Source organism: Rubrivirga marina, assembly GCF_002283365.1.
Classification (GTDB): domain Bacteria; phylum Bacteroidota; class Rhodothermia; order Rhodothermales; family Rubricoccaceae; genus Rubrivirga; species Rubrivirga marina.
Window position 1 is genome coordinate 3,251,731 of the sequence record NZ_MQWD01000001.1, and the last position, 21,656, is coordinate 3,273,386.

The following is a 21,656-nucleotide window of genomic DNA, read 5'->3' on the forward strand; positions in this document are numbered from 1 at the left end:
GCGGAACGCGTCCGACGGCCGGACCGCCTCCCCCGACGACCGGGCCCCGGGGGCTTCCCGACTCCCGCACACGGGACGGGCCCCTCACCCCAACGTCGACCGTTCCTCGGTGGTGGGCCTCTCCTCGTTGGCGTCCGGGGCCGCGTCGGCGGCCACCTCGAGCTCGTCGGACGCGGCGTCGGTCGCGGCGCCGTCGCCGGAGGGCGCCTCCTCTTCCGCCTGGTCGGGGTAGCGGACGCGGAAATGGTAGATGCCGCAGAGGAGCCCGTGGAACGCCTCCTTGATCCGCGCGAGGTCCGCGAACGTGAGCGCGGACTCGTCGAGCTGGCCGTCGGCGACCCGGGCCGCGACGATGGCGTCGATGAGCGACTCCAGCCGCCTCGGCGTCGGCTTCGAGAGGCTCCGCGAGGCGGCCTCGACCGAGTCGGCCAGCATGACGATGGCCTGCTCGTTCGTCTGCGGCCGCGGGCCCGGGTACCGATAGTCCGACTCGTCGACGACCGACGGGTCCTCCTCGGCCTCCTGCGCCTTCCGGTAGAAGTACTCGATGAGTCCCGTCCCGTGGTGGCTCGCGATAAAGTCGATGACGACCTCCGGGAGGTTCTGCTCCCGACCGAGTTGGACGCCCTCCTTGACGTGCGCCGCGATGACAAGCGCGCTCATCGACGGCTTCAGCTTCTCGTGCGGGTTGTCGCCGGGCTGCTGGTTCTCGATGAAGTACTCCGGCTTCAGCATCTTGCCGATGTCGTGGTACAGCGCGCCGACGCGAGCCCGGAGCGCGTTCGCGCCGACCGCGTCCGCGGCGGCCTCAGCGAGGTTGGCGACCTGGAGCGAGTGGTTGAACGTGCCCGGCGCCTGCATCGACAGCTTCTTCAGGAGCGGCCGGTTCGTGTCGGAGAGCTCGAGGAGGGTCATGTCGGTCGTCACGCCAAAGACGCGTTCCATGCCCCAAAGGACGGGCGCCGCGAGCAGGATGAGCGCGGCGTTGACGGCGACGGCGACGAGGTCCGCCCAGAAGTCGGACGTGAACGGGTCGGCGCGGAGCAGCTCGTGGCCCAGCAGGACGAGGGCGTACGCGAGGAGCACGAGGCCGGCCGAGGCGAGGATCTGACTCCGGTTCTTAACGTCGCGGACAGAGAACACGGCCAGCACGCCGACAATGAGCGTGGCGAACGTGAACGGGAAGTTGTACCCAAACGCGAGCCCGCCGATCGCCGCCAGCGTCAGGGTCGCGAAGCTCCCCACGCGGCTGTCGAACACGATCGTCAGCAGGATCGAGGCCAGCGAGACCGGCACCACGTAGATCGCGCCCCCCCACTCCACGGCCCCCGCGACGAGGTACCCGAAGATGACCGCGCCAAGGACGATGCACGCCAGGGTGAACTGGCGGAGGTCGGCGAAGAGGGTCGGGCGGAGGAGGTACGTGTAGAGGAAGAACAGGGCGATCGCCGAGAACACGAGGATCGTCCGGCCGAGGACCGTCACGATCCACTTCTTGTCGCCGCTCCGCTCGCGCTGCGCGTAGTCCAGCGACTGGAGCATCTCCCAGCGCTCCTGCGTGACCTCGTCGTAGCGCCGGATGATGATCTGGTTCTCCCGCACGCGCCCGCGCGTGGGGAGGACCGACTGGAGCGTCTGCTCGCGCATCCGCTGCGTAGCCTCCGCGTCGTAGACCAGCGACGGGTCGAGCACCGAGGCGAACAGGGCCGCGCCGATCGCGACGGTGTCCGGCTTCTGCGGGAACGCTGCGAAGAGGCTCCTTCGAGCCAGCGTCGACGCCTGGTTGTAGCCGACGACGTCGCTCCGCTGTCGCTCCGTCTCGCTCCGCTCCTCGATGTCCTGCACGAGCAGCGTCGGGGCGCGCACGGAATCGATCGGGACGTCGAGGACGCCGCGGGCCAGCAACTCGCGCGCGATCCGGCCGGCCTCGCCGAGCAGACGGTCGTCGAGCGTCGGCCCACCGGCCCGGCCCGTCGCCACGTCGTAGGCGGAGGCCAGGAGGAGCTGCCACTGGCGCGGGCTGAGGCTCAGCGTCAGCGCCTCCCGCTGCGTCAGGTACTGGACCGAGTCGCGGCGGACGGCCGCGCGGAGCGCGTCGATGTCGGGCGGCGTCTCGCGGTCGGGGTCCGCCTCGCGGGCGTCGGCGAGGCGCGCGCCCGCCTGACGCCAGTCGACGTAGGCCACGAAGGCCGAGTCGAGCCGGGCGTCGACCGAGTCGAGCCGGGCGAGCGTCTGCGCTAGGGCCTCCGGCCGCTCCCGGAAGATGGGGGACTCCGAGCGGAGGACCGAGTCGCGGCGCGACGCGAACGTCGAGTCGGGCAGCCGGATCGAGAAGTCGAACGGCGCGACGACGTCGTCCTGCTGCCACACGTCGCCGGGCTCGGCGGTCCCGTCGTACACCGTGACGTTGGGGAACGCGAGGAGGGCGAGCGTCGCGAGCGCGAGGAAGAGGCCGACGCGAGAGAGCACCTCCTGCCGCGACATCCTGGGCGTTTCGCGCTCAGGGCGACGGTCCGCACGGAGCCCCGCCCGGCGGGAGTACCGGCCGGGCTTGGGCGAGAGACCGAGGCGGTCGAGGAAGCTCATGGGCTCGTGGGACGCTCCGCCGCCGCATCGGCTCCCGCGTGGCGGAGCGCGAGCAGGCTGCCGAGCACGACCATGAACACGCTGCCGATCACGGGGTAGAGCGGCCACGCGACGGCCCGGAGCCCCAGCGTGTCGCGAATGGCCGCCGACGGGCGCCAGTCGAGCGTCCACGAGCTGGTCTCGGTGCTCCACCAGAGCCCGAAGATCAGGAGCACCATCGCCGCGATCGTGACCACGAACGCGACCATCGCGTCCGTCTGGCGGGCGCGGCGGGACAGGAGGCCCAGGGCGAACGCCCCGAGCAGGCCGCCGTACGTGAACCCGGCGATCCCGAGGCCTAGCTCGACGACCGGGTTGTCGAGGCCGGTGAACAGCATCGCGAAGCCGACGAACACGCCGGCCCACACGAGCGTGAGCACGCGGCTGAGCGCGAGCGCCTTCTCCGGCGTCTCGGGCGCGTGGCCGAACCGCTCCAACAAGTCCATGAGCGTCGAGCCCGCGAGCGCATTGAGCGACGACGACAAGGTGCTCATGGCCGCGGCCACGATGCCGGCCAGCAGCAGCCCCCGAAGCCCGGGCGGCATCTCGTTGAGGATGTACATCGGGAACACCTCGTCGCCGCGCGTCAGGCCGAGGTCGGCGAGGGGGGCACCGCCGTAGTGGACCCACAGCATCAGCCCGACCAGCAAGAACAGGGCGAACTGGACCGCGACGACGATCCCGCTCCAGACCATCGCCTTCCGGCCCTCCTCGAGGGTGCGGCACGCCAGGATCCGCTGGACGATGAGTTGGTCGGTCCCATGCGAGGCCATCGAGAACACGGCGCCGCCGAGGACGGCGACCGGCAACGCGTACGGCGAGGTGAGCATGACCCCGAGGCCGTCGGCCATCCCGAGGTCGAGGAGCTGGAGCTTGCCCGCCTCGGCGGCCGCGGCCCAGGACCCGGCCATCGGGGATACGGCCAGGAGGACGACCGCCAGGACGGCTCCGCCGACGTAGATCCCCATCTGGACCACGTCCATCCACACCACCGCCTTGAGGCCGCCGACGTACGTGTAGGCCGCCGTCACGACGCCGATCGCGAGGATCACCGTCGGGTACCCGACCTCGAACCCGGCCGCGCGGGCGACCACCTGGATCGGGATCGCCGTCGCGAACAGGCGCACGCCGTCGGCCAGCAGCCGCGTGACGAGGAACGTGACCGACGCGAGCCCCCGCATCCCGTCGCCGAAGCGGTCGCCGAGGAACGCGTAGGCCGTCTGGAGCTCCCCACGGAAATACCGAGGCAGGAGAACGTAGGCCACCACGACGCGCCCGATTACGTAGCCGATCGTGAGTTGGAGGAACGTCAGCGCGCCCCCGTACGCCACGGCAGGGACACCGATGACGGTCAGCGTGCTGGTCTCCGTCGCGACGACCGAGAAGCAGACGGCCCACCACGGGAGGTCGCGGCCGCCGAGGAAGTAGTCCCGCGTCGAGGTCTGCCGCCCGCCGGCCTTGAGGCCGAAGGCGACGATGCCGACGGCGTAAAGCACGAGGACGGCGAAGTCGAGCGGCGTGAGCACGGGCTAGCGGGCGGGGAGGACCGGCGGGTCGAGACGGGCGAGGAGCCGGCGGAGAGCGCCGGCGGCGGAGGCTGCGTTGGGCTCGCCCTGGATCATGAGGTCGTAGAACGCCTCGCGGTCGGGGTGATGGCGGCCGATGCGGACGGCGGCGGGCGAGCCGCCCGCCAGCAGTGCGGCCCCAAGATCGCCCGGATCGGCGAGGTTGAGGGCCACGTCCGGAGGGGGCGTCCAGAGCTTGGCGCGGACCGCCGCCGTCGGGAGGCGCCGCCAGTCGCGGTCGTCGTCGCCCAGGATCTTCACGTCGGGCGCGAACGGGCCTGGCGGATCGGTCCGCAAACTGCCGAGGAGCACCGGACGAACGCGATGCGCGGGCACGTCGAGCCCCGCGAGGAGGTCCCACGTCGCGCGTTGGCCGTCGGCGTCGTTGGGCAGGACGACGAGCACGCGGCGATCGGCCAGGGGCGGCAGCGGGCGCGGCTGGCGAGCCGAAAGGGCCGAGCGGACCGCGCGCTGGGCGAAGCCCTGTCGGACGGCCTCGATCACGACCCGAAGAGGTCGCCCTGCCCCGCCTCGGCGTCGCGGCGGACGACCTCCATGTCGAACCCACCTGTCGCAGCGGAGCCCACCGCCCCTGCCGAGGTGGACTCGGCCAGCACGTCGGCGTCGGCGGCGACCGGGTTCTCGACCGGCTCGATCTCGTCCGTAGGCGGCTCGTCGCCTGGGATCGGAGCGCCGTCGAGGATCGCCCGGAGGCCGTCCTCATCGACGCGGGCGACGCCGAGTTCCTCAGCCTTGGCCAGCTTGGAGCCGGCCGACTCGCCGTAGACCACTAGGTCGGTCTTTTTCGACACGCTGCCGGTCACCTTCCCGCCGGCCTCCTCGACGAGCGCCTTGGCCTGAGGCCGCGTGAGCGTGGGGAAGGTGCCCGTGAGGACCACCGTTTTGCCCGCCAGCGGCGCGGAATCGTCGGCGGCGACGGCCACGCGCTCGCCCGGCTGGCGCAGCGTGTTGACGCCCAGTTCGCGGAGCCGCGCGACCGTCGCCTGGTTGGCCTCGTCCTCGAACCACTCGACCACGCTCTCCGCCACGATCGGGCCGATGCCGTCGATGGCCTCCAGATCCTCGCCGGAGGCGGCGGCCAGTTCGTCGAGACTCGCGTGGTGCGCCACGAGCTCCCGCGCGACGGTCTCCCCGACGTGCCGGATCCCCAGACCGAACAGGAGCCGTGCGAGCGGACGAGACTTCGACGTCTCCAGCCCCGCCAGCACCTTGTCCGCCTTCTTTTCTTTGAAGCCCTCGAGCGCCAACAAGTCGTCGCGGTCGAGCTCATAGAGGTCGGGCAGGTCCTCGATCAGTTCGACGTCGACGAGGAGCGCGGCCCCCTTCGATCCGATCCCGTCGATGTCCATCGCGTTGCGGGCGACGAAGTGCTCGACGGCGCGCTTGAGCTGGGCGGGGCAGCCACCCTCCGTATGGCGGATGTCGACCTCGCCCACAGGCCGCGCCACGGGCTTCCCACACACGGGGCAGACCGTCGGCGGCTCGTAGACCGCCCGGTCCCGGTCCGGTTCGGCGCCGACGGGCCCGACGACGGCCGGGATCACGTCGCCGGCCCGCTTCACCACGACGTCGTCGCCCACGCGTATGTCGCGCGACGTGATGTAGTCGGCGTTGTGGAGCGTGGCCTTCGAGACCGTCACCCCGCCCACCTCGACGGGCTCGAGGATGGCCAGCGGCTTGATGACGCCCGTCCGCCCCACGTTGTGCTCGATGTCGAGGAGCCGCGTCGTGGCCTCCCGGGCCGGAAACTTGAAGGCGATCGCCCAACGCGGTTCCGTCGCGCGAAAGCCCAGGACCTCCTGATAGTCGAGCCGGTCGACCTTGACCACGACGCCGTCGATCTCGTAGTCGAGCGTGTCGCGGTGGTGGGCCCACTCCTCGCAGAACGCCGCGAGCGCGTTCACGTCATCGAACGTCTTCCGCTCTGGCCCCGTGGGGATGCCGAGCGACTGGAGCCAGTCGAGCACGGCCGACTGCCGCTCGGGCACTCCGTCACCCTCGACCGGCCCGATGCCGTACGAATAGAACGCGAGCCCGCGCGAGGCCGTGACCGTCGGATCGAGTTGACGGAGGCTCCCGACGGCGCCGTTCCGCGGGTTGGCGAGCGTCTTCTCGCCGGCCACGACGAGCCGCTCGTTGAGGGCCTCGAACGTCGAGCGCGCCATGTACGCCTCGCCCCGGACCTCGACCGAGGCGGGCGCCCCCGCGGCGAGCCGGAGTGGAATCGCCCGAACGGTCCGCACGTTCGGCGTCACGTCCTCTCCGACGCGGCCGTTGCCGCGCGTGGCGGCGCGCTCCAACACGCCGTCGCGGTACGTGAGGGCGAGCGCGAGGCCGTCGATCTTGAGCTCCGCCACGAACGTCGGCCGCTCGCCCTCCGCCAGCACGCCCTCGAGGCCCTTGAGGACGCGGTCGACCCACGCGCGGAGGTCGTCGACGTCGAAGGCGTTGCCGAGCGAGAGGAGCGGGACCGGGTGCTCAACCTTCCGGAACGCGTCGAGCGGCGCGCCCCCCACGCGGTGGGTCGGCGAGTCGGGCGTGACGAGGTCGGGATGGGCCGCCTCGACGGCGCGGAGCGCGTGGTAGAGCCGGTCGTACTGCGTGTCGCCGACGAGGCTCTCGCCATCGGTGTAGTACGCGCGGCTGAGGCCGCGGACGACCGGGCGGAGCTCGTCCGCGAGCGCAGCGGCGGCGTCTCGATCGAGGGCGTCGAGCGCGGTGTCGTCGAGGCGGGCGAGGAGGTCGAGCGCGGGGCCGACGAGGTCCATCTACTCGAACGCGGTCGGGTCCTCGGCCGGCGGGGCTGCGCCCTCAGCGGGCGTCGGCGGAGCTGCCGCACTGGCCGTCGCGAGGGAGTCGAGGATCCGCTGGCCCGTCTGCCGATCGATGCGGAGCGGTCGCCCGCTCTGGGGCGTGAACCGCTGGCCCTGGAACTCGACGGTCGCCTCGGAAAAGTCCTGGCTCGGGTCCTCGCCCCAGAGGACGAGCGAGGAATCCGCCTCGTAGGTCTCCGAGTTGCCAGACTCGATCCAGTACGGCCGCCGGTCACCGTTGTCGACGGTCACGCGGAACGACTGGAGCCCGTCGCCGCCCGCCGTGACCGCGGCGCGGATCGGGAACTGGAGGCGCGGCCCGCCCGCGGCGGCGCCCGCCCCGATGCCGGACGAGTCGATGGCGACCGGCTCGGCGTCCGCGTCGGCGCTGACCGCGACCGTATCGGCGGCGTCCTCGCCGTCGTCGTCTCCCGCAAAGATGAGGAAGTAGAACGCAAGACCCAGGGCCACCACCACGATGCCGAAGAGGGCCAGGATGGTCGTCCAGTTCTTGTCGAACGAGTGGCGGGCCGTCGGGACCGCCGGCCGGTTGACGCGGGCCTGCGCGAGCGTCTTCGGGGGCTCCGGAGCGGGACGGCTCTCGGGCGAGGGCGCCTGGCGGAGCGCCTGGACGGCTGGGGGCGACGCGGCCGCGCCGGCCGCGCGGCCGCGGTCCTGGGACGCTGGGTCCTCCGGCGCCGGTTCTGAGGGCTCGCGGCGAGGCGCCGAGGCGGGCGGGGCGGGCCGGGGGGCGTCCGCCTCAGACGATCCGGCGGACCGCTGTGGAGGCGGCTCGGAGCCGGGCTCGTAGTCCGGGTGGAGGCTGCCTCGGTAGCTCCCCGACTTCTGCTCCCCGTAGGCCGCGACGACCGCGCTCGGCGCCAGCCCGACGGCCTTCGCATACGACTGGAGCAGGTTCTTGAGGTAGACCTCCCCGTAGGTCGGGTCGCCGACGAGGTCGCCGTCCTCGAACCGACGGAGCACGTCGACGGGGATCCGCGTCTGCTGTTGGATGTCACTCAGCGAGAGGCCCTTGGCATCGCGGGTGGCGCGGAGGTCGGCTTCGAACGATCCGGAGGGCACGGGCGGGGTGGCGGGGCGGACGGAAGGTAGCGATGTCGGCCCCACGTGACGGGCAGCCCTGCGGTTCCCCGGCGGCTCCAAACGACGCGCGGCCCGGCTCATGGTGAGCCGGGCCGCGCCGGGTCGGGTAGGCGGGATTTGAACCCACGACCCCCAAGCCCCCAGCTTGGTGCGCTACCTGGCTGCGCCACTACCCGGGGTCCGCGTCTGCGGGGCGCCAAAACTAGGGCCCCGCTCAAAGGCGTCGCAACACGTCCGCCAAAAACGCACGCAGGTCTTCCAGCGACTCCCGCGGCAGCTCGGCCAGGGCCTCGCGGGTGACCGCCTCCCCCTCGGCATCGCGCTCGAGCACTTGGCGGGCGCCCTCGAGCGTGTACTTCTCTTCGTGGACGAGGTGCTGGATGCGCCGGACGAGCTCGATGTCCGGCTCGGTGTAGGCCCGGTTGCCGGCCCGGTTCTTCTTGGGCTGGAGGTCGGGGAACTCGCTCTCCCAGTAGCGGAGGACGTGGGGCTTGAGGCCCGTCATCTCGCTCACCTCGCGGATGGAGTAATACAGCTTGCGGATGCCGGACGCCATGGTGAGGATCGCGTGCGGACCAACGGCGGAGGGCAGGGGCGTCGGGCGACGCGGTACGTTCGGCGGGTCTCCCCCCGCTGCCGTGTCGCGTCCGTCGCTCGCCCCCGAGGTCGGCCTGCTGGCCGTGGTCCTGGTGTGGGGAGTCAACTTCGCGATCATTAAAGTACCACTCGAGGTCGCCCCGCCCTTCACGGTCAACCTGCTCCGGTTCGGCGTGTCGTTCGCGGTGCTCGGAGGGCTTCATCTCCGCCAGTGCCACGTCCGGGGGGTCCCGACGACCGTGACCTTCGTCGCCGGTGGGCCAGCGGTGGTCGGCCTCGGGCTCCTCGGGATCCTCCTCTACCAGGCAGGTTTCATCCTCGGAATCGACCGCGTCTCGGCGAGCACGGGGGCCCTCGTCATCGCGTCGAGCCCCGGATGGACGTCCCTCACGGCGCACCTGCTTCGGCACGAACGGCTCCTTGCGCTCGGCTGGGTCGGGATTGTCGTCAGCCTGCTCGGCGTGGGGCTCGTGATCGCGGGCAACCCCGGCGCGGCGTTCGAGGGCGACGGGTCCGGCCTGGCCCTCATGCTGTTCGCGGCGCTCGCGTGGGGCGTCTACACGGCGCTCGCCCGACCGCTCCTGCAACGCGGGGCCACGGCGGTCGGCCTCACGTTCTGGGGCATTGTCGTGTCGGCCCCGGGCCTCGTCGCCCTCGCCATCCCGGAGTTCGGTGGCGTCGACTGGCGGGCGTTCGGCCCGGCCGAGATCGCGGCCCTCGTGTTCTCCGGCGGCCTCTCGACCGGCCTCGCGTACGCGATCTGGAACCACTCGGTGCTCCGCGCCGGCGCGTCGCGGACGGCGGCGTTCTCGAACCTCGTCCCGGTCGTCGGCGTGATTGCCGGCATCGTGCTCCGGGGCGAGACGGTGACGTGGCCCCAGGCGGTGGGCGGGGGGCTCGTCGTGGTCGGCGTCATCGTAGTTCGTCGCCTCGGCGTGGCGCCACTGGTCTCGGCTGAAGCGACTGAAGCAGCCGACCGTGCGGTCCACGCGTCGTAGGTTGGCGGCATGCGCGCGCTCCTCCTTCTGACCGTCGGCCTCGTCGTGGCGACGCCGGCCGGCGAAGCTCAGGGCGTGCCAACGGATTCGGCTCGGTCCGTCGTTCCCTACGGACTCGCCACGACGTACGGCGAGCTTCAGGCCGAGCGCCGTCAGCTCCGCCGCCTCCCGCCGGATCCCGCCGAGGCGGAGCAGACCGGCGACCCGATGCTCGGCATCGGCCAGCTCGTCGTGGACGAGACGGTCTCCCGGTCCGGGAGCTACTTCTACGACGTCTTCTACCGGCTTTGGAGCCCGCCCGAGGACTCCAGGTTCATGAGCGTCGTCCTCTCGGAGCAACCGCTGCCGGGCCAGGGGACGCTCGTCGCGATCCGTCTCGACGGCGAGCTCGTGTTCCAGGCCCGCCTCTCCCCCCGAGAGGAAGAAGCGGAGCAGTTGGCCCGCCAAGCCGTCGTGTTCGTGCTCCGCCGCCTGCCTCGAGGCGAGGAGTAGCTCCCGCCCCGGCTTGCCCCTTTTGATCCGCCCGACGTAACGTCTGGCGCCCCCCTGACGCCCCGATGCGCCGCCTGATCGCCCTTCCGTTCGCCCTCGCGCTGTTCGCCGCCGCCCCGGCCGGGGCCCAGCAGCTCCTCTACCAGCCGACGAACCCGGCCTTTGGCGGCTTCACAACCAACTACAGCTGGCTCGTCCAATCCGCCCAGCTTCAGAACCGGTTCGAGGACGAGGACGCCGGAATCGGGCGCGACCCTCTGGCGGATTTCGAGACCACCCTCCAGCGGCAGATCCTCAACCAGCTCTCCCGCGAGCTCATCGCGGATCGGTTCGGCGACCTCGACCTGTCGCAACCCGGCACGTTCAGCTTCGGCGACTTCCAAGTCGAGGTCATCCCCGGCCTCGACGGGGTCTCCGTCCGCGTCTTCAACCTGTTGACCGGGGAAGAGACCATCGTCACGATCCCGAACAGCTTCTAGTCCCCCGCCCCGTGCGTCTTGTCCTCCTCGGCCTCGTCTTGGCCGCCCTCTCCGGCTGCACCGCCCGCTACCTCCAGCCGTTCGAGGTGGAGTCGCCGAGGACCGCCGCGCCGCGGACGGCCGTCACCGACATCCTCGAATCGGTCCCCACTCCGGCCGACCCCGTCGTCGTGGCGGTCTATCGGTTCCGAGACCAGACCGGCCAGTACCGCGCGCTCGCCAACGTCTCGACCTTCTCCACCTCGGTGACGCAGGGGGCCACGAGCATTCTCATGCGCGCGTTGGAGGACTCCCAGTTCTTCGTCCCGATCGAGCGGGAGGGCCTGTCCAACCTCCTCAACGAGCGGCAGATTATCTCCTCGACGCGGCAGCAGTACTCGGGTCCCGAGGGCGAGGGGCTCGGGCCGCTCCCGCCGCTTCTCTACGCGGGCGTGCTCCTCGAGGGCGGGATCATCGGGTACGACTCGAACCTCATCACGGGCGGCGCCGGCGTGCGCCTGCTCGGCGCGGGCGGTAGCGGCGAGTTCCGTCAGGATCAGATCACGGTGTACCTCCGTGCCGTCTCGGTCCAGACCGGTCGCGTGCTCAAGACGGTCCACACGACCAAAACGATCGTCTCCCAGAAACTGGATGGCGGCGTGTTCCAGTTCGTCGACACGCAGACGCTCCTCGAGTCCGAGGTCGGGTACTCGACCAACGAGCCGCCCGTCTTGGCGGTGACCGCAGCGATCGAGGAAGCCGTCGTGTCGCTGGTGGTCGAGGGGGCTCGCGACGGGCTGTGGGCCTTCCAGGGTCCCAACGACTCAAACACCCGCGACTTCTTGTCGGCCTACGACGCCCGGGTCACAGCCGATGCTCGGCGTGACGTGTTTGACCGCGAGCCCTTGGACCGCGAGCGCGAGGCGGTCGCGATCGGGCTCGGCGCTGGCCTTGGCCAGATCGAGAGCGACTACGCCGGTCCCAGCCCCCAGCCCGTCGGCTCGCTCACCATCGATTTCCCCGTCCTGGGCGGCGCCTCGTTCGGCGTCCGCGGGGAGGGCGGGCTCATTGACGTGAACGACGAGGCCGTCTTCTTCGGCGCGGCCTCAGCCCTCCTTCGGACCCGCCTCCTCCCTTCCGCCCAGACCACGCCGACCCTCTCATTCGGGCTCGGCGCTCTGTTCGCCCCCGACGTCCCGAACGTCACTGGCCCGTTCATCTACGGCTCAGCATTGGCCGGGATCGAATCGCGGCTCTCCCCAAGCGTTGGCCTGTTCGTGGAGGGCGGCGTCGATTACCCCTTCAGGGAAGGCCTCGACGGCCTCAAGGGCTCCGGTGGGATCAACGACAACATCTGGATCGGCCGTGGAGGATTCGTCTTCTATACGTCGTTCTGAACGGCCTCTCATATTGAGACGGATGCCTGGGCCAGCCTAGGCAGCATGTGCCAACATGCGTGTTGAACGGGCGCGAGCAGCGTCAACGGCCGGTGACCCGTCCCGGCGGTGGAGGAGACCCTGCGATGGGCCACCCGAGGGGCGACGCGTCACAGTCGAAGTGTCTCACGGTGAGATCCCGGGACACGATGTGAGAGGGGAATACGGCCCGAGGGATTCATTTCCTCTCGATGGGCTTGATTGTTTCCCTACCTGACCGCTATCTACTGCCGTGCCTCGAACGGTTAGTCCTTCTCCGGGAAAGTGACCCAACAGGCACGTTTCGCTGGCCCAACTCCAGAGCGGTCCGACCGCCCCCACCACCTGAGGCACCGGCGAGTCGCCCCCGGCGACCCCATCCCCTTCCCCAGGCCTCCGGTTTTATGCGCACATGTCCGCCTGTCGGCGCCGTCTCGGCTCCGGCACGATCCGCCCCACTCATCGGTGGCGCTCGCGAGCATGCGAACACGGCAGGGACGGGCACGTCGTCGGTGCACTCGTCACGGATCGGTACGGCCGCAGACCCGTCGCGGACGGCTCCTCGACCCGAGCGAACATCCGCCCCCGGTAGCGCTTTCGCCCGTGGTGCCCGCCTCGTTGCTCTGGTCGTCGGGCTTTCCGTTGGGACGTCGGCGTTCGGGCAGGCTGGCGTGTCGGTCGACCAAGAGGGCGGATTCAACGAGGCTCTCGTCAGCCAGACTGGCGCCAAGCACGTGGCGACGATCTCGACCCTCAGCGCCGCTACGCGCGCCGAGCGGGGCAACGCGGCGCGAATCCTCCAGACGGGCACCGAGGCCGATGAGGCCATCATCCGCCAGGGTCTTGGCACCCGGACCAACGGCGCCGACGCCACGATTGAGCAGGCGGGTGGGGGAGGCAACTTCGCCCTGATCGACCAGAACGTGACGTTCGGGGCCACGCGCGTCGCTTCCGTCATCCTTCAGGACGGGATCGGCAACAGCGCCTCGACCTACCTGGTCTCTGAGCTCAGCTTGGACGACGCAACGCGGATCGTCCAGTTTGGCACGAACAACTCCGCCACGCAGTCGAAGGAGAGCGCGCGCGGCGGCTCCCTCACGATTGAGCAGGACAACTCGCTGTCGGGGTCGAGTGACGGCAACGTCGCGTCGCAGCGAGCCCATGGCTCCACCTCCGCGGTCCTCCTGATCCGCCAGGTCGGTGCAGGGAACGAGGCGATCCAGGACATCCTCGACGCGACGACGGCGACCACGCTTCAGCACGGCAGCGACAACCTCGCGACGATCCGGACGCTCTCCGGCACGCTCAACGACCTCCGAATCGAGCAGGGCTCAGCCCTCTCCCCCGCGGATGGGAACGTCGCCCACCTCCTCGCCAGCGGCTCCGGCAACATGGCCGTTGTCCTCCAGGCGTCGGACGGGAACTGGGTGAACGCCGAGCTCTCCGCGGGCGCCTCGCTGTCGGTGACCCAGGACGGGCTCGTTGGGAGCCAACTGGTCGGGATCACCGGCGGCAGCCTCGATCCGAGCGCGGCAGCCCGGCTCACAGACGGCAGCATCCTCACCCTCGTCCAGACCGGCGGCGGCGCGAACGTCGCGGCCGTCGACCTCTCGGCCGGAGGGATCGCCACGATCACGCAGGACGGGTACAACAACACAGCCCTCGTCATCCAACGCTAGGCGCCCTGCGCCGAGCAGGCGGTCGGTAAGACGACCGCCCGCTCTTCCCAGACACGGCGTGTACGCCGGAGGGGCTCACCGCCCCGCGGGACTCGCGGCTCCGCCGCACCCAATGCCCAACCGGGCTTCTCTTCCCCACACATCCCCAGGAACATGCGCATCCTACTCACTCTCGCACTCGCCGTCGGCTTGACCGCCGCGGTTAGTGCGCAGAATACCTCGTCTACGACGCAGACTGGCACGGGCCACACGTCGAACATCAACCAGGTTGGGGCCAACGATGCCACCGTCGTCCAGGCCGGCATGGACAACGTCTCCGACATCAACCAGGACGGCTCGAACATCGCCTTGGTCGACCAGGACGGCTCCAATGAGACCGCCGACATCGACCAGATCGGCGCCGGCAACGAGGCCGAGGCCCTCCTCGGCACGTTCACCTCTGGCAGCGACGGCAACGACGCCGTCATCGTCCAGGACGGCGATGGCAACTACGGCCTCGTGTTCAACGACGGGACCAACAACGACGCTACCATCACGCAGACCGGCAACGACAACGAGGCCGGAGTGATCGCTGGCCTCGTCGTCGCCGACGCTGACAACGTGGCGACGACAACCCAGACCGGCGACAGCAACAGCTCGCTCGTCTTCCAGGCCGGACTCCGCAACACGTCGAGCATCAACCAGACGGGCAACGGCAACACGGCCGACGCCGATCAAGGTGGGGAGGACAACATCGCCACGACCGACCAGACTGGCGATGGGAACTCGGCCAGCGCCAACCAGGGCGGCCTGACTAACAACTCGGACATCGACCAGGACGGCAACGGGAACAGCGCGACGACGCTTCTCGCGACATTCTTCGGCGCCAACAACGACGCCATCGTGGACCAAGACGGCGACGACCACTCGGCGTTCGTCTTCAACGACGGTGAGAACAACGACGCCTTCATCACGCAGACGGGCACGAACAACGACGCGACGGTGATCGCCGGCTTTGCCTCAACCGACGCCAACAGCGTCGCCGAGATCGACCAGTCGAACACGGGCAACACCGCGACGGTCTTCCAGGGCGGCGAGAGCCAGTATGCCGACGTCAACCAGGGGGGCGACTCCGACACGGCCACCGTCGATCAGTCCGGCGACAGCAATGAGGCCTACGTCGACCAGGGCGCGACCTTCTCGCCGAACAGCAACAGCGACGCCACGATCACCCAGACGGGCTCGACCGGCGTCGCCATCATCTTCCAGGGTGGCCCCGGCGACCTCATGACCAGCGACATCACGCAAGGTGGCGGCGCGGACAACTTCGCGGTCTCCGACCAGTACGGCGCGGGCCACTCGGCCAGCCAGACGCAGGACGGTGGCGACAACTACTCGGAGGTTCTCCAGTTCGGCGGCTCCGACAACACGGCGACGGTCTCGCAGACCGGCGACCTCAACTTCTCGGCGGTCTTCGACTCCGGTTCGACCAACACGGCGGACGTGACCCAGAACGGCACCTCCAACGCCGCGAACGTCAACCTCGCCACCTCGGGCAACAGCGCGACGGCGACTCAGACGGGCAGCCTCAACGTGGTCGACCACGACATGGGCACCATCTTCGGGAGCGGCAACGACGTGACCTCCACGCAGACCGGCTCCGAGAACTACGCCCGTGCGTTCAACGACGGCACGAACAACGACGCGTCGATGACCCAGCAGGGCAACGACAACTTCGCCTACGTCATCGCTGGCTTCGCCCTCAGCGACGCCGACAACTTCGCGCTCTTCCACCAGAAGGGCGACGGCAACACCGCCGACGTCCTCCAGACGGGGAGCGACAACGTCGCCCACGTCCGCCAGTTCGGCGACGGCAACACGACCACCGTCACCCAATCCGGCTCGGGCAACACCGCCCGTGAGCGGACGGCCACTGGCGTCGACAACACCGTCGCGTTCACGCAGAGCGGCTCGGACAACTTCGCCCGCTGGCGCGTCTGGGGCGACAACAACGACGTCGACATCAACCAGGTCACGTCGGGCAACACCGTCAGCCTCGACGGCCGTGGCAGCGCGCCCACAGCGCCGGTCGTCGGCGTCGACGGCAACATCATCGACGTCGATCAGATCGGTGGCGACGGCAACTACATCGACGGGTTCTTCGTCGATGGGTCCTCGGGCAACACGATCACGATCCTGCAGGACGGGACCGGCAACTCGGTCGTCGGCGGGACGAACGGCTACGGCCTCTGGATGGTCGGCGACGGCAACAGCCTCACGATCACGCAGACCGGCAACGGCCACACGGCCGATCACACGGCGCTCGGCGACGGCAACACGACCGTCATCACGCAGAACTAGCGTCCGCGCCTCTGTGGGGCGGCCTGGTCCGCCTCGCTGGGCCGGCGGTCGGTAACACGGCCGCCGGCTCTTTCCCTCCCAGTCCTCCCGATGCGCCTGCTTCTCCTCGCCGCGTTCTTCGCGGTCCCGCTCGCCCACGCACAGTCAGGCGAAGCGTTCGTCCAGCAGGCCGACATCGTCCTCTCGGCCGAGGTCGACGAAGCAATCGCCTCCGGCGCCACGGCCGACGAGGCGCTCGCCCGGGCGCTCGTCGGCGCACCGGAGTCCTCGAACGTCGCCGTCGTCGACCAGCGCGGTGCGGGCAACGTCGTCCGGATGCTCCAGGACGGCACGGGCAACCTCGCCAGCGTGGTCCTCGCTGGTGCGTTCAATCAGCTCGACCTCGTGCAGGCCGGCCGCGACAACGTGTTCGTCGGTGACATCGTCGGGGACGGCAACCGGCTGGTAAACTCCTCCCAGCTCGGGGACGGCAACTCCTACTCTCTCTTTCTAGAGGGCGTCAACGGCACGACTCACTCTTTGTATCAGGTGGGGGACGACAATGCGGCCGTGCAGTACGTCGGGCCAGGGCTCCTGCCCGCGTCGATCGAGCAGCGCGGGGGCGCGGAGGTCACGATCGTCCGTCGATGACCGATGCCCGTTTGGGTCCCGGGCGCTAGTTTGCGACGTCTTCCCCCCGCCCCGATGCCCGCCCGTTTTTTCGCGCTCCTCGTTCTCGTCGCCGTCACCCTGACGGCTTGTAAAGACGGCCTCGTCGAGCCCGAGCGCTTCGGGACGGTGCAGGGGATCGTCCAGGACTTCGAAACGGGCGCGCCGATCGTGGGCGCCAGCATCACGACCAGTCCCGCGACCAGCTCCATCACCACAAATCAGGACGGCGGCTTCTCGTTTGACGACATCATGACGGGGTCGTACACGATCTCGGCGTCGCGCAACGGGTACGACTCGGGGACCACGACGGTCTCGGTTCGAGAGGACCGTGTGACGCAGGCGACGGTCTTCCTACGCCCCGACACCGACGGGGGGCCGGACGTCCTCTTCGGCGCCGAGGTCCTCAACTTCACGAATGAGACGTTTACGGCCGACAGCTCGTTTGTGACCGTCGAGTACCGCGCGCTCAACAACGGCAACGACGTCGTCGACGCGTACGAGGTGTACTTCCGCATCGACACGGACCGCGGGCCATTCTATCAGGAGATCGGGGGGACCGACCTCGGCGCGGGTGAACAGGACGTCGGGTCGTTCCGGAAGCGACTGCTCGGCGCCGTCGCCCAGGTCGTCGTGGTTGAGGACACGAACATTGACGTCGAGGAGACGACCACGGGCGGCACGACGCGCTAGGCCCCGACCACTTCGAAGGTGGAGCCCGTCACGGGCTCCTTCCGCACCTCGATCCGGACGGGGAACGCGTCCTTGATCTCGTCGAGGTGCGTGATCACGAGGATCGTCTCGAAGTCGTCTTGAATGGCCCGGATCGCCCCGATTAGTCGCTGGAGGCCTTCCGCGTCCTGCGTCCCGAAGCCCTCGTCGATCACGAGCGTCCGGATCTGCGTGCCCGACCTCTCGGCGAGCATCTGGCTGAGCGCAATTCGGAGCGCGAAGTTGACCCGGAACGCCTCGCCGCCGGAGAACGTCTCGTAGGATCTGGAGACGCCCTGGTCATCCGTGATCCGAATGTCGAGGGTTTCTTTGGTGCCACCGCCCGTCTTTTTGTCCTTCAGGGTTTCGAGGGCCACGCGGGTGCGGCCGCGAGTGAGGCGGTCCAAGAGCGTGTTGGCGCGTGCCTCGATCTCGGGCAGCGTCTCCTCGATGATGAGCGACGGGATTCCGTTCTTGCCGAACGCTCGGCGGAGATGACCGTAGAGCGCTCGCTGCCTCTTGACCTCGCGGAGCTCGGACTTGACGTCGGCCCGCCGCTGACGGTCCCGCTCCGCACGGTCGAGGCGTTCGGTGAGCGCACCGAGGCGGCCTTGGGCGTCGGCGAGTCGCCCCGCCGCGGCCTGCCGCTCGACTTCGGCGGCGTCGCGGTCTCGCTCGGCGCTGGCACGCTCCGAAAGCCGCCCTTGGAGCGCGTCGAGGGCGTCCTGGCGAGACGTCCGCTCGGCGCCCAGGGAGCGTCTCTCCTCGGCCAGCGTCGCACGACGCTCGGCAAACTCGGCGCGCTGGCGGCGCGCGTCGAGGAGGCGTGAGAGTCGGCTCGGCGCGTCGGAGAGCGCGTCGAGCGCCTTCCCGACACGCTCATGCTCGGCGGGGTCGAAGCCGAGGGTTCGGACCTGCTCGTCGAGCGCGTTCATTCGCTTCCCTGCCTCGGCGTTGTGAGCGCCTCGATCGAGCGCCGACCGGCGCTGGTCGAGGGCAGCGGCCTTGAGGTCTCGGTCGGAACGAGACTGGGTGAGACGCTCGGAGGCGACAGTGAGGGCTCGGAGCTGCGTGGCCCAGTGCTCGCGGAGCGCGGCGTCGGCCCGAGACCGGGCGTGGGCCTCCGCATCGTAGGCCGTCTCTTGGAGGTCGTCGGTGAGGGAGGCCCGCTCGGCACGGAGGTCGGGATTGAACGCCTCGACCTCGATCGTCCGCTTCAGCGACCGCACCTCCTCGCGGAGTGCATCGAGCCGGGCCCGCTTGGCCTCGGCGGTGGCCGCGCGATCGCGCGCCGCGGCCAGGGTCCGTGCGGCGGCCTCCCCCGCCTCGACGGCGGCACCGAGGCGGACGAACTCGGCCCGGAGCGCGTCCCGCTTCGCGACCACCTCGTCTCGCTCCGCCGTCACTGACCGGACGACCTCAGCGTTCTCGCAGAGCTCGGCGTCGTAGCCGGCGAGAACCTCAGCGCGATGGGCCTCGGTAAGCTCCGTTCCACACGTCGGGCACGCGTCGTCGTCCGACGTCTCCAGCTTCCGCCGCCGCGCGTCGACCCGCTGGCGGTCCGCAGCGAGCGCCTGGAGCCGACCGTCGAGGGCACCGACATGTCGCGAGGCCTCCGTGCCCTCGGTCTGCAGCGCCTCCCGACGCTCGGCCGCGGCGCGCCCGTCACGAATCGTCGCCTCCAGCGCTTCCGTGTCGACGGCGTCCGAAGCCTTGACCTCCTCCGCGAGACGCTTCCCCTCCTCCACGATCCGGGCGAGCGATCCTTCGAGCGCCCCCTTGTCGGCCGCCAGTTGCTTGTCGATGGCCTCGATCCGCCGCTCGATCGACTGGCGACGGGTCGCGGTGGCGTCGAGTTGTTGAAGGCGCTCGGCGGCGGCGACCGCCGCAGCGTGGGCCGCCTCCGCTTCGGCCTGCCCCTTCAGCGCCTCCCGGTCGGCCTCGATCTGTCGCTCGAGCGACGCGAGAGCGCTCTCCAGGGCGACGATCTCGGCCCGCGCCTCGGCCGTCCGCTGCTGCATCTCGAGACGGAGCGCATGGCGCTGGCCATCGATCCCGCGGAACAGGCCGGCCTTCTCGTCGAGCTCCGCCCGCTGCGTGCGGAGCGCCTCGTAGCGCTCGTGGTCGGCCTCGATCTGCTCGGCCTGCGCGAGGAGCGCATCGGCAGACTCGATCTTGCCCGCGAGAGCCGCGTCATCGGCATCCAGCTTCCGACGCCGGGCTTCCAGGTCGGCGAGCGCCGAGGTCAACGACTCCGCCTCACGGGCGGCGGCATCGAGCGCGCTCAGACGGGACGCCGCCTCTGCGACCCGCGCCGCGGCTCGGTCCAGGTCGGCTTTGCCCGACGCGACGGCGTCGCCGACGGCGGCCTTCTCGGCCTCCCACTCGCCGACCGGTTCGAGCGCGGCGTCGAGGCGGCCGACCTCGGCCTCGAGGGCCGTCGCCCGCTCGCGGAGCCGGCTCCACCGCTGCCCGGCCTTCGACGCCATCGCCTCGTACCGGCCGAGGGCGAGGATCTTGCCGAGGATCTCCTTCCGTTCGCCGGGCTTCTTCTTGGTGAACTCGTCGCTGCGCCCCTGGAGCAGGAACGTCGAGTTGATGAACGTCTCGTAGTCGATCCCGACCCGCTCGTCGATCACGGCCTGCGTCGCGCGGATCGACTCGGCCGTCAGCGCCCGCCAGTCGTCGCCGTCGCGGACCTGGAATTCGAGCCCCGGCTTCGACGTCTTCCCACTCGCCGACTGCATGTAGCTCCGCAGGATGCGGTGGTCGACGGCACCGATCCGGAACGTGAAGTCGACCTCCATCGCCCGCGTGCCGATGCGGAGGAGCTCCTCGTCGGGCTTCCGGGACTCGCCCGACTTGCGGGCCTCGCCCCAGACCGCCCACGTCATGGCGTCGAGGAGCGCGCTCTTCCCCTGCCCATTCCCTCCGGACAGGCACGCGACGTGGATCCCCTCGAGGTCGAGGACGGGCGCGCTCTCGCCGTACGAGAGGAAGTTGGAGAGCCGGAGCTGGAGGGGGATCATGGGATTGCAATAACAGCCGTCAAGCTAGCGCGAGGGAGCGTCGGCCCCGTGTCAGGGGCCTCGAGCGTGCCGCCCCTCAGCCGATCGGTCCAGACCGTCTACTCCAATGGCTCCTCGCCCGTCACGGACTCCGGCTCCCCCACCTGCCACGAGTTGAACTTGTCCACGAGCGCCTCCTGCAATCCCGGCGTGACCGTCCGGGCGATCGACCAGACCTCCGGGGCGAGCGCCTCGACCGGTTCGTACAGGACGGATCCGTCCCGGGTCTCGGCGTCGATCAAGAGCGGACCGGAGCCAGGCAGTGGCGAAAACGAGGTGGTAATCAGCAACACGCTCAGCCCGAACGCCGACCGGAGCGCCCCGAGGCCGCCGCCCGCGAGCGTGTCGACCCCGCCGAGCTTGACGGCCTTGAGGGTCTTGCGGAGCGCGTGGGCGATCGCCATCAGTCCCCCCAGCACGGCCCCGAGCACGACAACGAAACCGACGACCGGCGCGACCCGGGGGCTGACGCCGAGGCTGGCGACCACGAAGTCGCCCACGGGTCCCATCAGCGCCGTCGCGACGAGGAAGCCGACCAGCCACCCGGCCGTCCCGACGACCTGAAGGAGCGCGCCGGTCCGGAGACCGCGCCACAGGCCGAACGCGATGACGACCGCGAGGAACCCGTCGAGACCGTTCACCCGCCGCTCAGGAGCTCGCGGACCACGGCCTGCACGCGCGAGCCCTCGGCGACGCCCTTGAGCACGCTCATCGCCTCCCCCATCACGCGGCCCATGTCCTTCATGGACGACGCCCCGGTCCGCTGGACGATCGCGTGGATGGTCCGGTGGATGTCCTCGTCCGACGCCTGGGCCGGCAGGTACTGCTCGATGTAGCCGAGTTCGGCGGCCTCGCGCTCGGCGAGGTCGTCGCGCCCGGCCTCCTGGTACTGGGCGATCGAGTCGCGCCGCTGCTTCGCCTGCTTCGCGACGACGGCCACGACGGCGTCCTCATCGAGCGGGCCGCCGCCCGACTTCTCCTTTTCGGTGATGGCGGCGCGGACCATGCGGATGGCGGACAGGCGGACGGTGTCCTTCTGCCGCATGGCGTCCTTCTGGTCACGGGCGAGGGTCTCTTTGAGCATGTCGGAGGCTGCGTTCGGGAGGGAGAGGGTACGCACGC

Annotated in this window: 17 protein-coding genes and 1 tRNA gene; 8 read left to right on the forward strand and 10 right to left on the reverse strand. The window is 70.2% G+C overall.

The genetic code is table 11. From position 1 onward, the window contains the following. Positions 1-84: 84 nt before the first annotated feature. The 7 genes from BSZ37_RS13760 to BSZ37_RS13790 form a co-directional block, all read right to left on the reverse strand. Positions 85-2,586: an HD family phosphohydrolase gene (locus tag BSZ37_RS13760; protein WP_095511102.1), complete on the reverse strand. Its 2,502-nt coding sequence runs from the start codon at positions 2,584-2,586 to the stop codon at positions 85-87. Continuing rightward, positions 2,583-4,151, reverse strand: a complete 1,569-nt coding sequence (locus BSZ37_RS13765; protein ID WP_095511103.1) for a sodium:solute symporter — start codon at positions 4,149-4,151, stop codon at positions 2,583-2,585. Before BSZ37_RS13765 ends, BSZ37_RS13760 begins: the two co-directional genes overlap by 4 nt. Positions 4,152-4,154: 3 nt before the next feature. Next, the gene (locus BSZ37_RS13770) at positions 4,155-4,694 is read right to left on the reverse strand and encodes a hypothetical protein (protein WP_095511104.1); all 540 of its coding nucleotides are present in this window, start codon (positions 4,692-4,694) and stop codon (positions 4,155-4,157) included. Then, the gene (gene ligA / locus BSZ37_RS13775; RefSeq protein ID WP_095511105.1) at positions 4,691-6,979 is read right to left on the reverse strand and encodes an NAD-dependent DNA ligase LigA; all 2,289 of its coding nucleotides are present in this window, start codon (positions 6,977-6,979) and stop codon (positions 4,691-4,693) included. Before ligA ends, BSZ37_RS13770 begins: the two co-directional genes overlap by 4 nt. Next, positions 6,980-8,107, reverse strand: coding sequence for a helix-turn-helix domain-containing protein (locus BSZ37_RS13780; protein WP_179299641.1), 1,128 nt, complete (start codon positions 8,105-8,107; stop codon positions 6,980-6,982). It lies immediately after the preceding gene. 123 nt (positions 8,108-8,230) lie between these two features. Then, positions 8,231-8,304: transfer RNA gene (locus BSZ37_RS13785), tRNA-Pro, on the reverse strand. A gap of 38 nt (positions 8,305-8,342) precedes the next feature. Further along, on the reverse strand, positions 8,343-8,684 hold the full coding sequence (locus tag BSZ37_RS13790; RefSeq protein WP_095511107.1) for a MerR family transcriptional regulator: 342 nt from the start codon (positions 8,682-8,684) through the stop codon (positions 8,343-8,345). 82 nt (positions 8,685-8,766) lie between these two features. Here BSZ37_RS13790 and BSZ37_RS13795 point away from each other — a divergent pair, with 82 nt between their 5' ends. The 8 genes from BSZ37_RS13795 to BSZ37_RS13830 all read left to right on the forward strand — a co-directional run bounded on the left by BSZ37_RS13795 (position 8,767) and on the right by BSZ37_RS13830 (position 17,448). Continuing rightward, the gene (locus tag BSZ37_RS13795; RefSeq protein ID WP_179299642.1) at positions 8,767-9,723 is read left to right on the forward strand and encodes a DMT family transporter; all 957 of its coding nucleotides are present in this window, start codon (positions 8,767-8,769) and stop codon (positions 9,721-9,723) included. A gap of 9 nt (positions 9,724-9,732) precedes the next feature. Then, complete coding sequence (locus BSZ37_RS13800; protein ID WP_095511109.1) at positions 9,733-10,215, forward strand: CsgE family curli-type amyloid fiber assembly protein; 483 nt, start codon at positions 9,733-9,735, stop codon at positions 10,213-10,215. A gap of 65 nt (positions 10,216-10,280) precedes the next feature. Further along, complete coding sequence (locus BSZ37_RS13805) at positions 10,281-10,694, forward strand: curli production assembly/transport component CsgF (RefSeq protein ID WP_095511110.1); 414 nt, start codon at positions 10,281-10,283, stop codon at positions 10,692-10,694. Between the two features lie 11 nt (positions 10,695-10,705). Further along, entirely contained in the window at positions 10,706-12,070 is a 1,365-nt protein-coding gene (locus BSZ37_RS13810) for a CsgG/HfaB family protein (RefSeq protein WP_095511111.1), read from the forward strand. A 689-nt stretch (positions 12,071-12,759) separates the two neighbouring features. Then, on the forward strand, positions 12,760-13,767 hold the full coding sequence (locus BSZ37_RS13815; protein WP_095511112.1) for a hypothetical protein: 1,008 nt from the start codon (positions 12,760-12,762) through the stop codon (positions 13,765-13,767). Positions 13,768-13,920: 153 nt separating this feature from the next. Next, positions 13,921-16,107 (forward strand): beta strand repeat-containing protein, encoded by a 2,187-nt coding sequence (locus BSZ37_RS13820; RefSeq protein ID WP_095511113.1) that lies wholly within the window; start codon positions 13,921-13,923, stop codon positions 16,105-16,107. Between the two features lie 90 nt (positions 16,108-16,197). Beyond that, positions 16,198-16,737, forward strand: a complete 540-nt coding sequence (locus tag BSZ37_RS13825) for a hypothetical protein (RefSeq protein ID WP_095511114.1) — start codon at positions 16,198-16,200, stop codon at positions 16,735-16,737. Between the two features lie 54 nt (positions 16,738-16,791). Continuing rightward, positions 16,792-17,448 (forward strand): carboxypeptidase-like regulatory domain-containing protein, encoded by a 657-nt coding sequence (locus BSZ37_RS13830; protein WP_179299643.1) that lies wholly within the window; start codon positions 16,792-16,794, stop codon positions 17,446-17,448. Here BSZ37_RS13830 and BSZ37_RS13835 read toward each other — a convergent pair. From BSZ37_RS13835 to BSZ37_RS13845, 3 genes are all read right to left on the reverse strand, one after another. Beyond that, positions 17,445-20,495 (reverse strand): AAA family ATPase, encoded by a 3,051-nt coding sequence (locus tag BSZ37_RS13835; RefSeq protein ID WP_095511116.1) that lies wholly within the window; start codon positions 20,493-20,495, stop codon positions 17,445-17,447. The two genes, BSZ37_RS13830 and BSZ37_RS13835, sit on opposite strands and share 4 nt — an antisense overlap. Before the next feature lie 98 nt (positions 20,496-20,593). Then, entirely contained in the window at positions 20,594-21,175 is a 582-nt protein-coding gene (locus tag BSZ37_RS13840; RefSeq protein WP_095511117.1) for a CvpA family protein, read from the reverse strand. Further along, a complete protein-coding gene (locus tag BSZ37_RS13845; RefSeq protein WP_095511118.1) occupies positions 21,172-21,618 on the reverse strand; it encodes a GatB/YqeY domain-containing protein in 447 nt (148 codons plus the stop codon). Before BSZ37_RS13845 ends, BSZ37_RS13840 begins: the two co-directional genes overlap by 4 nt. Between the last annotated feature and the right edge of the window lie 38 nt (positions 21,619-21,656).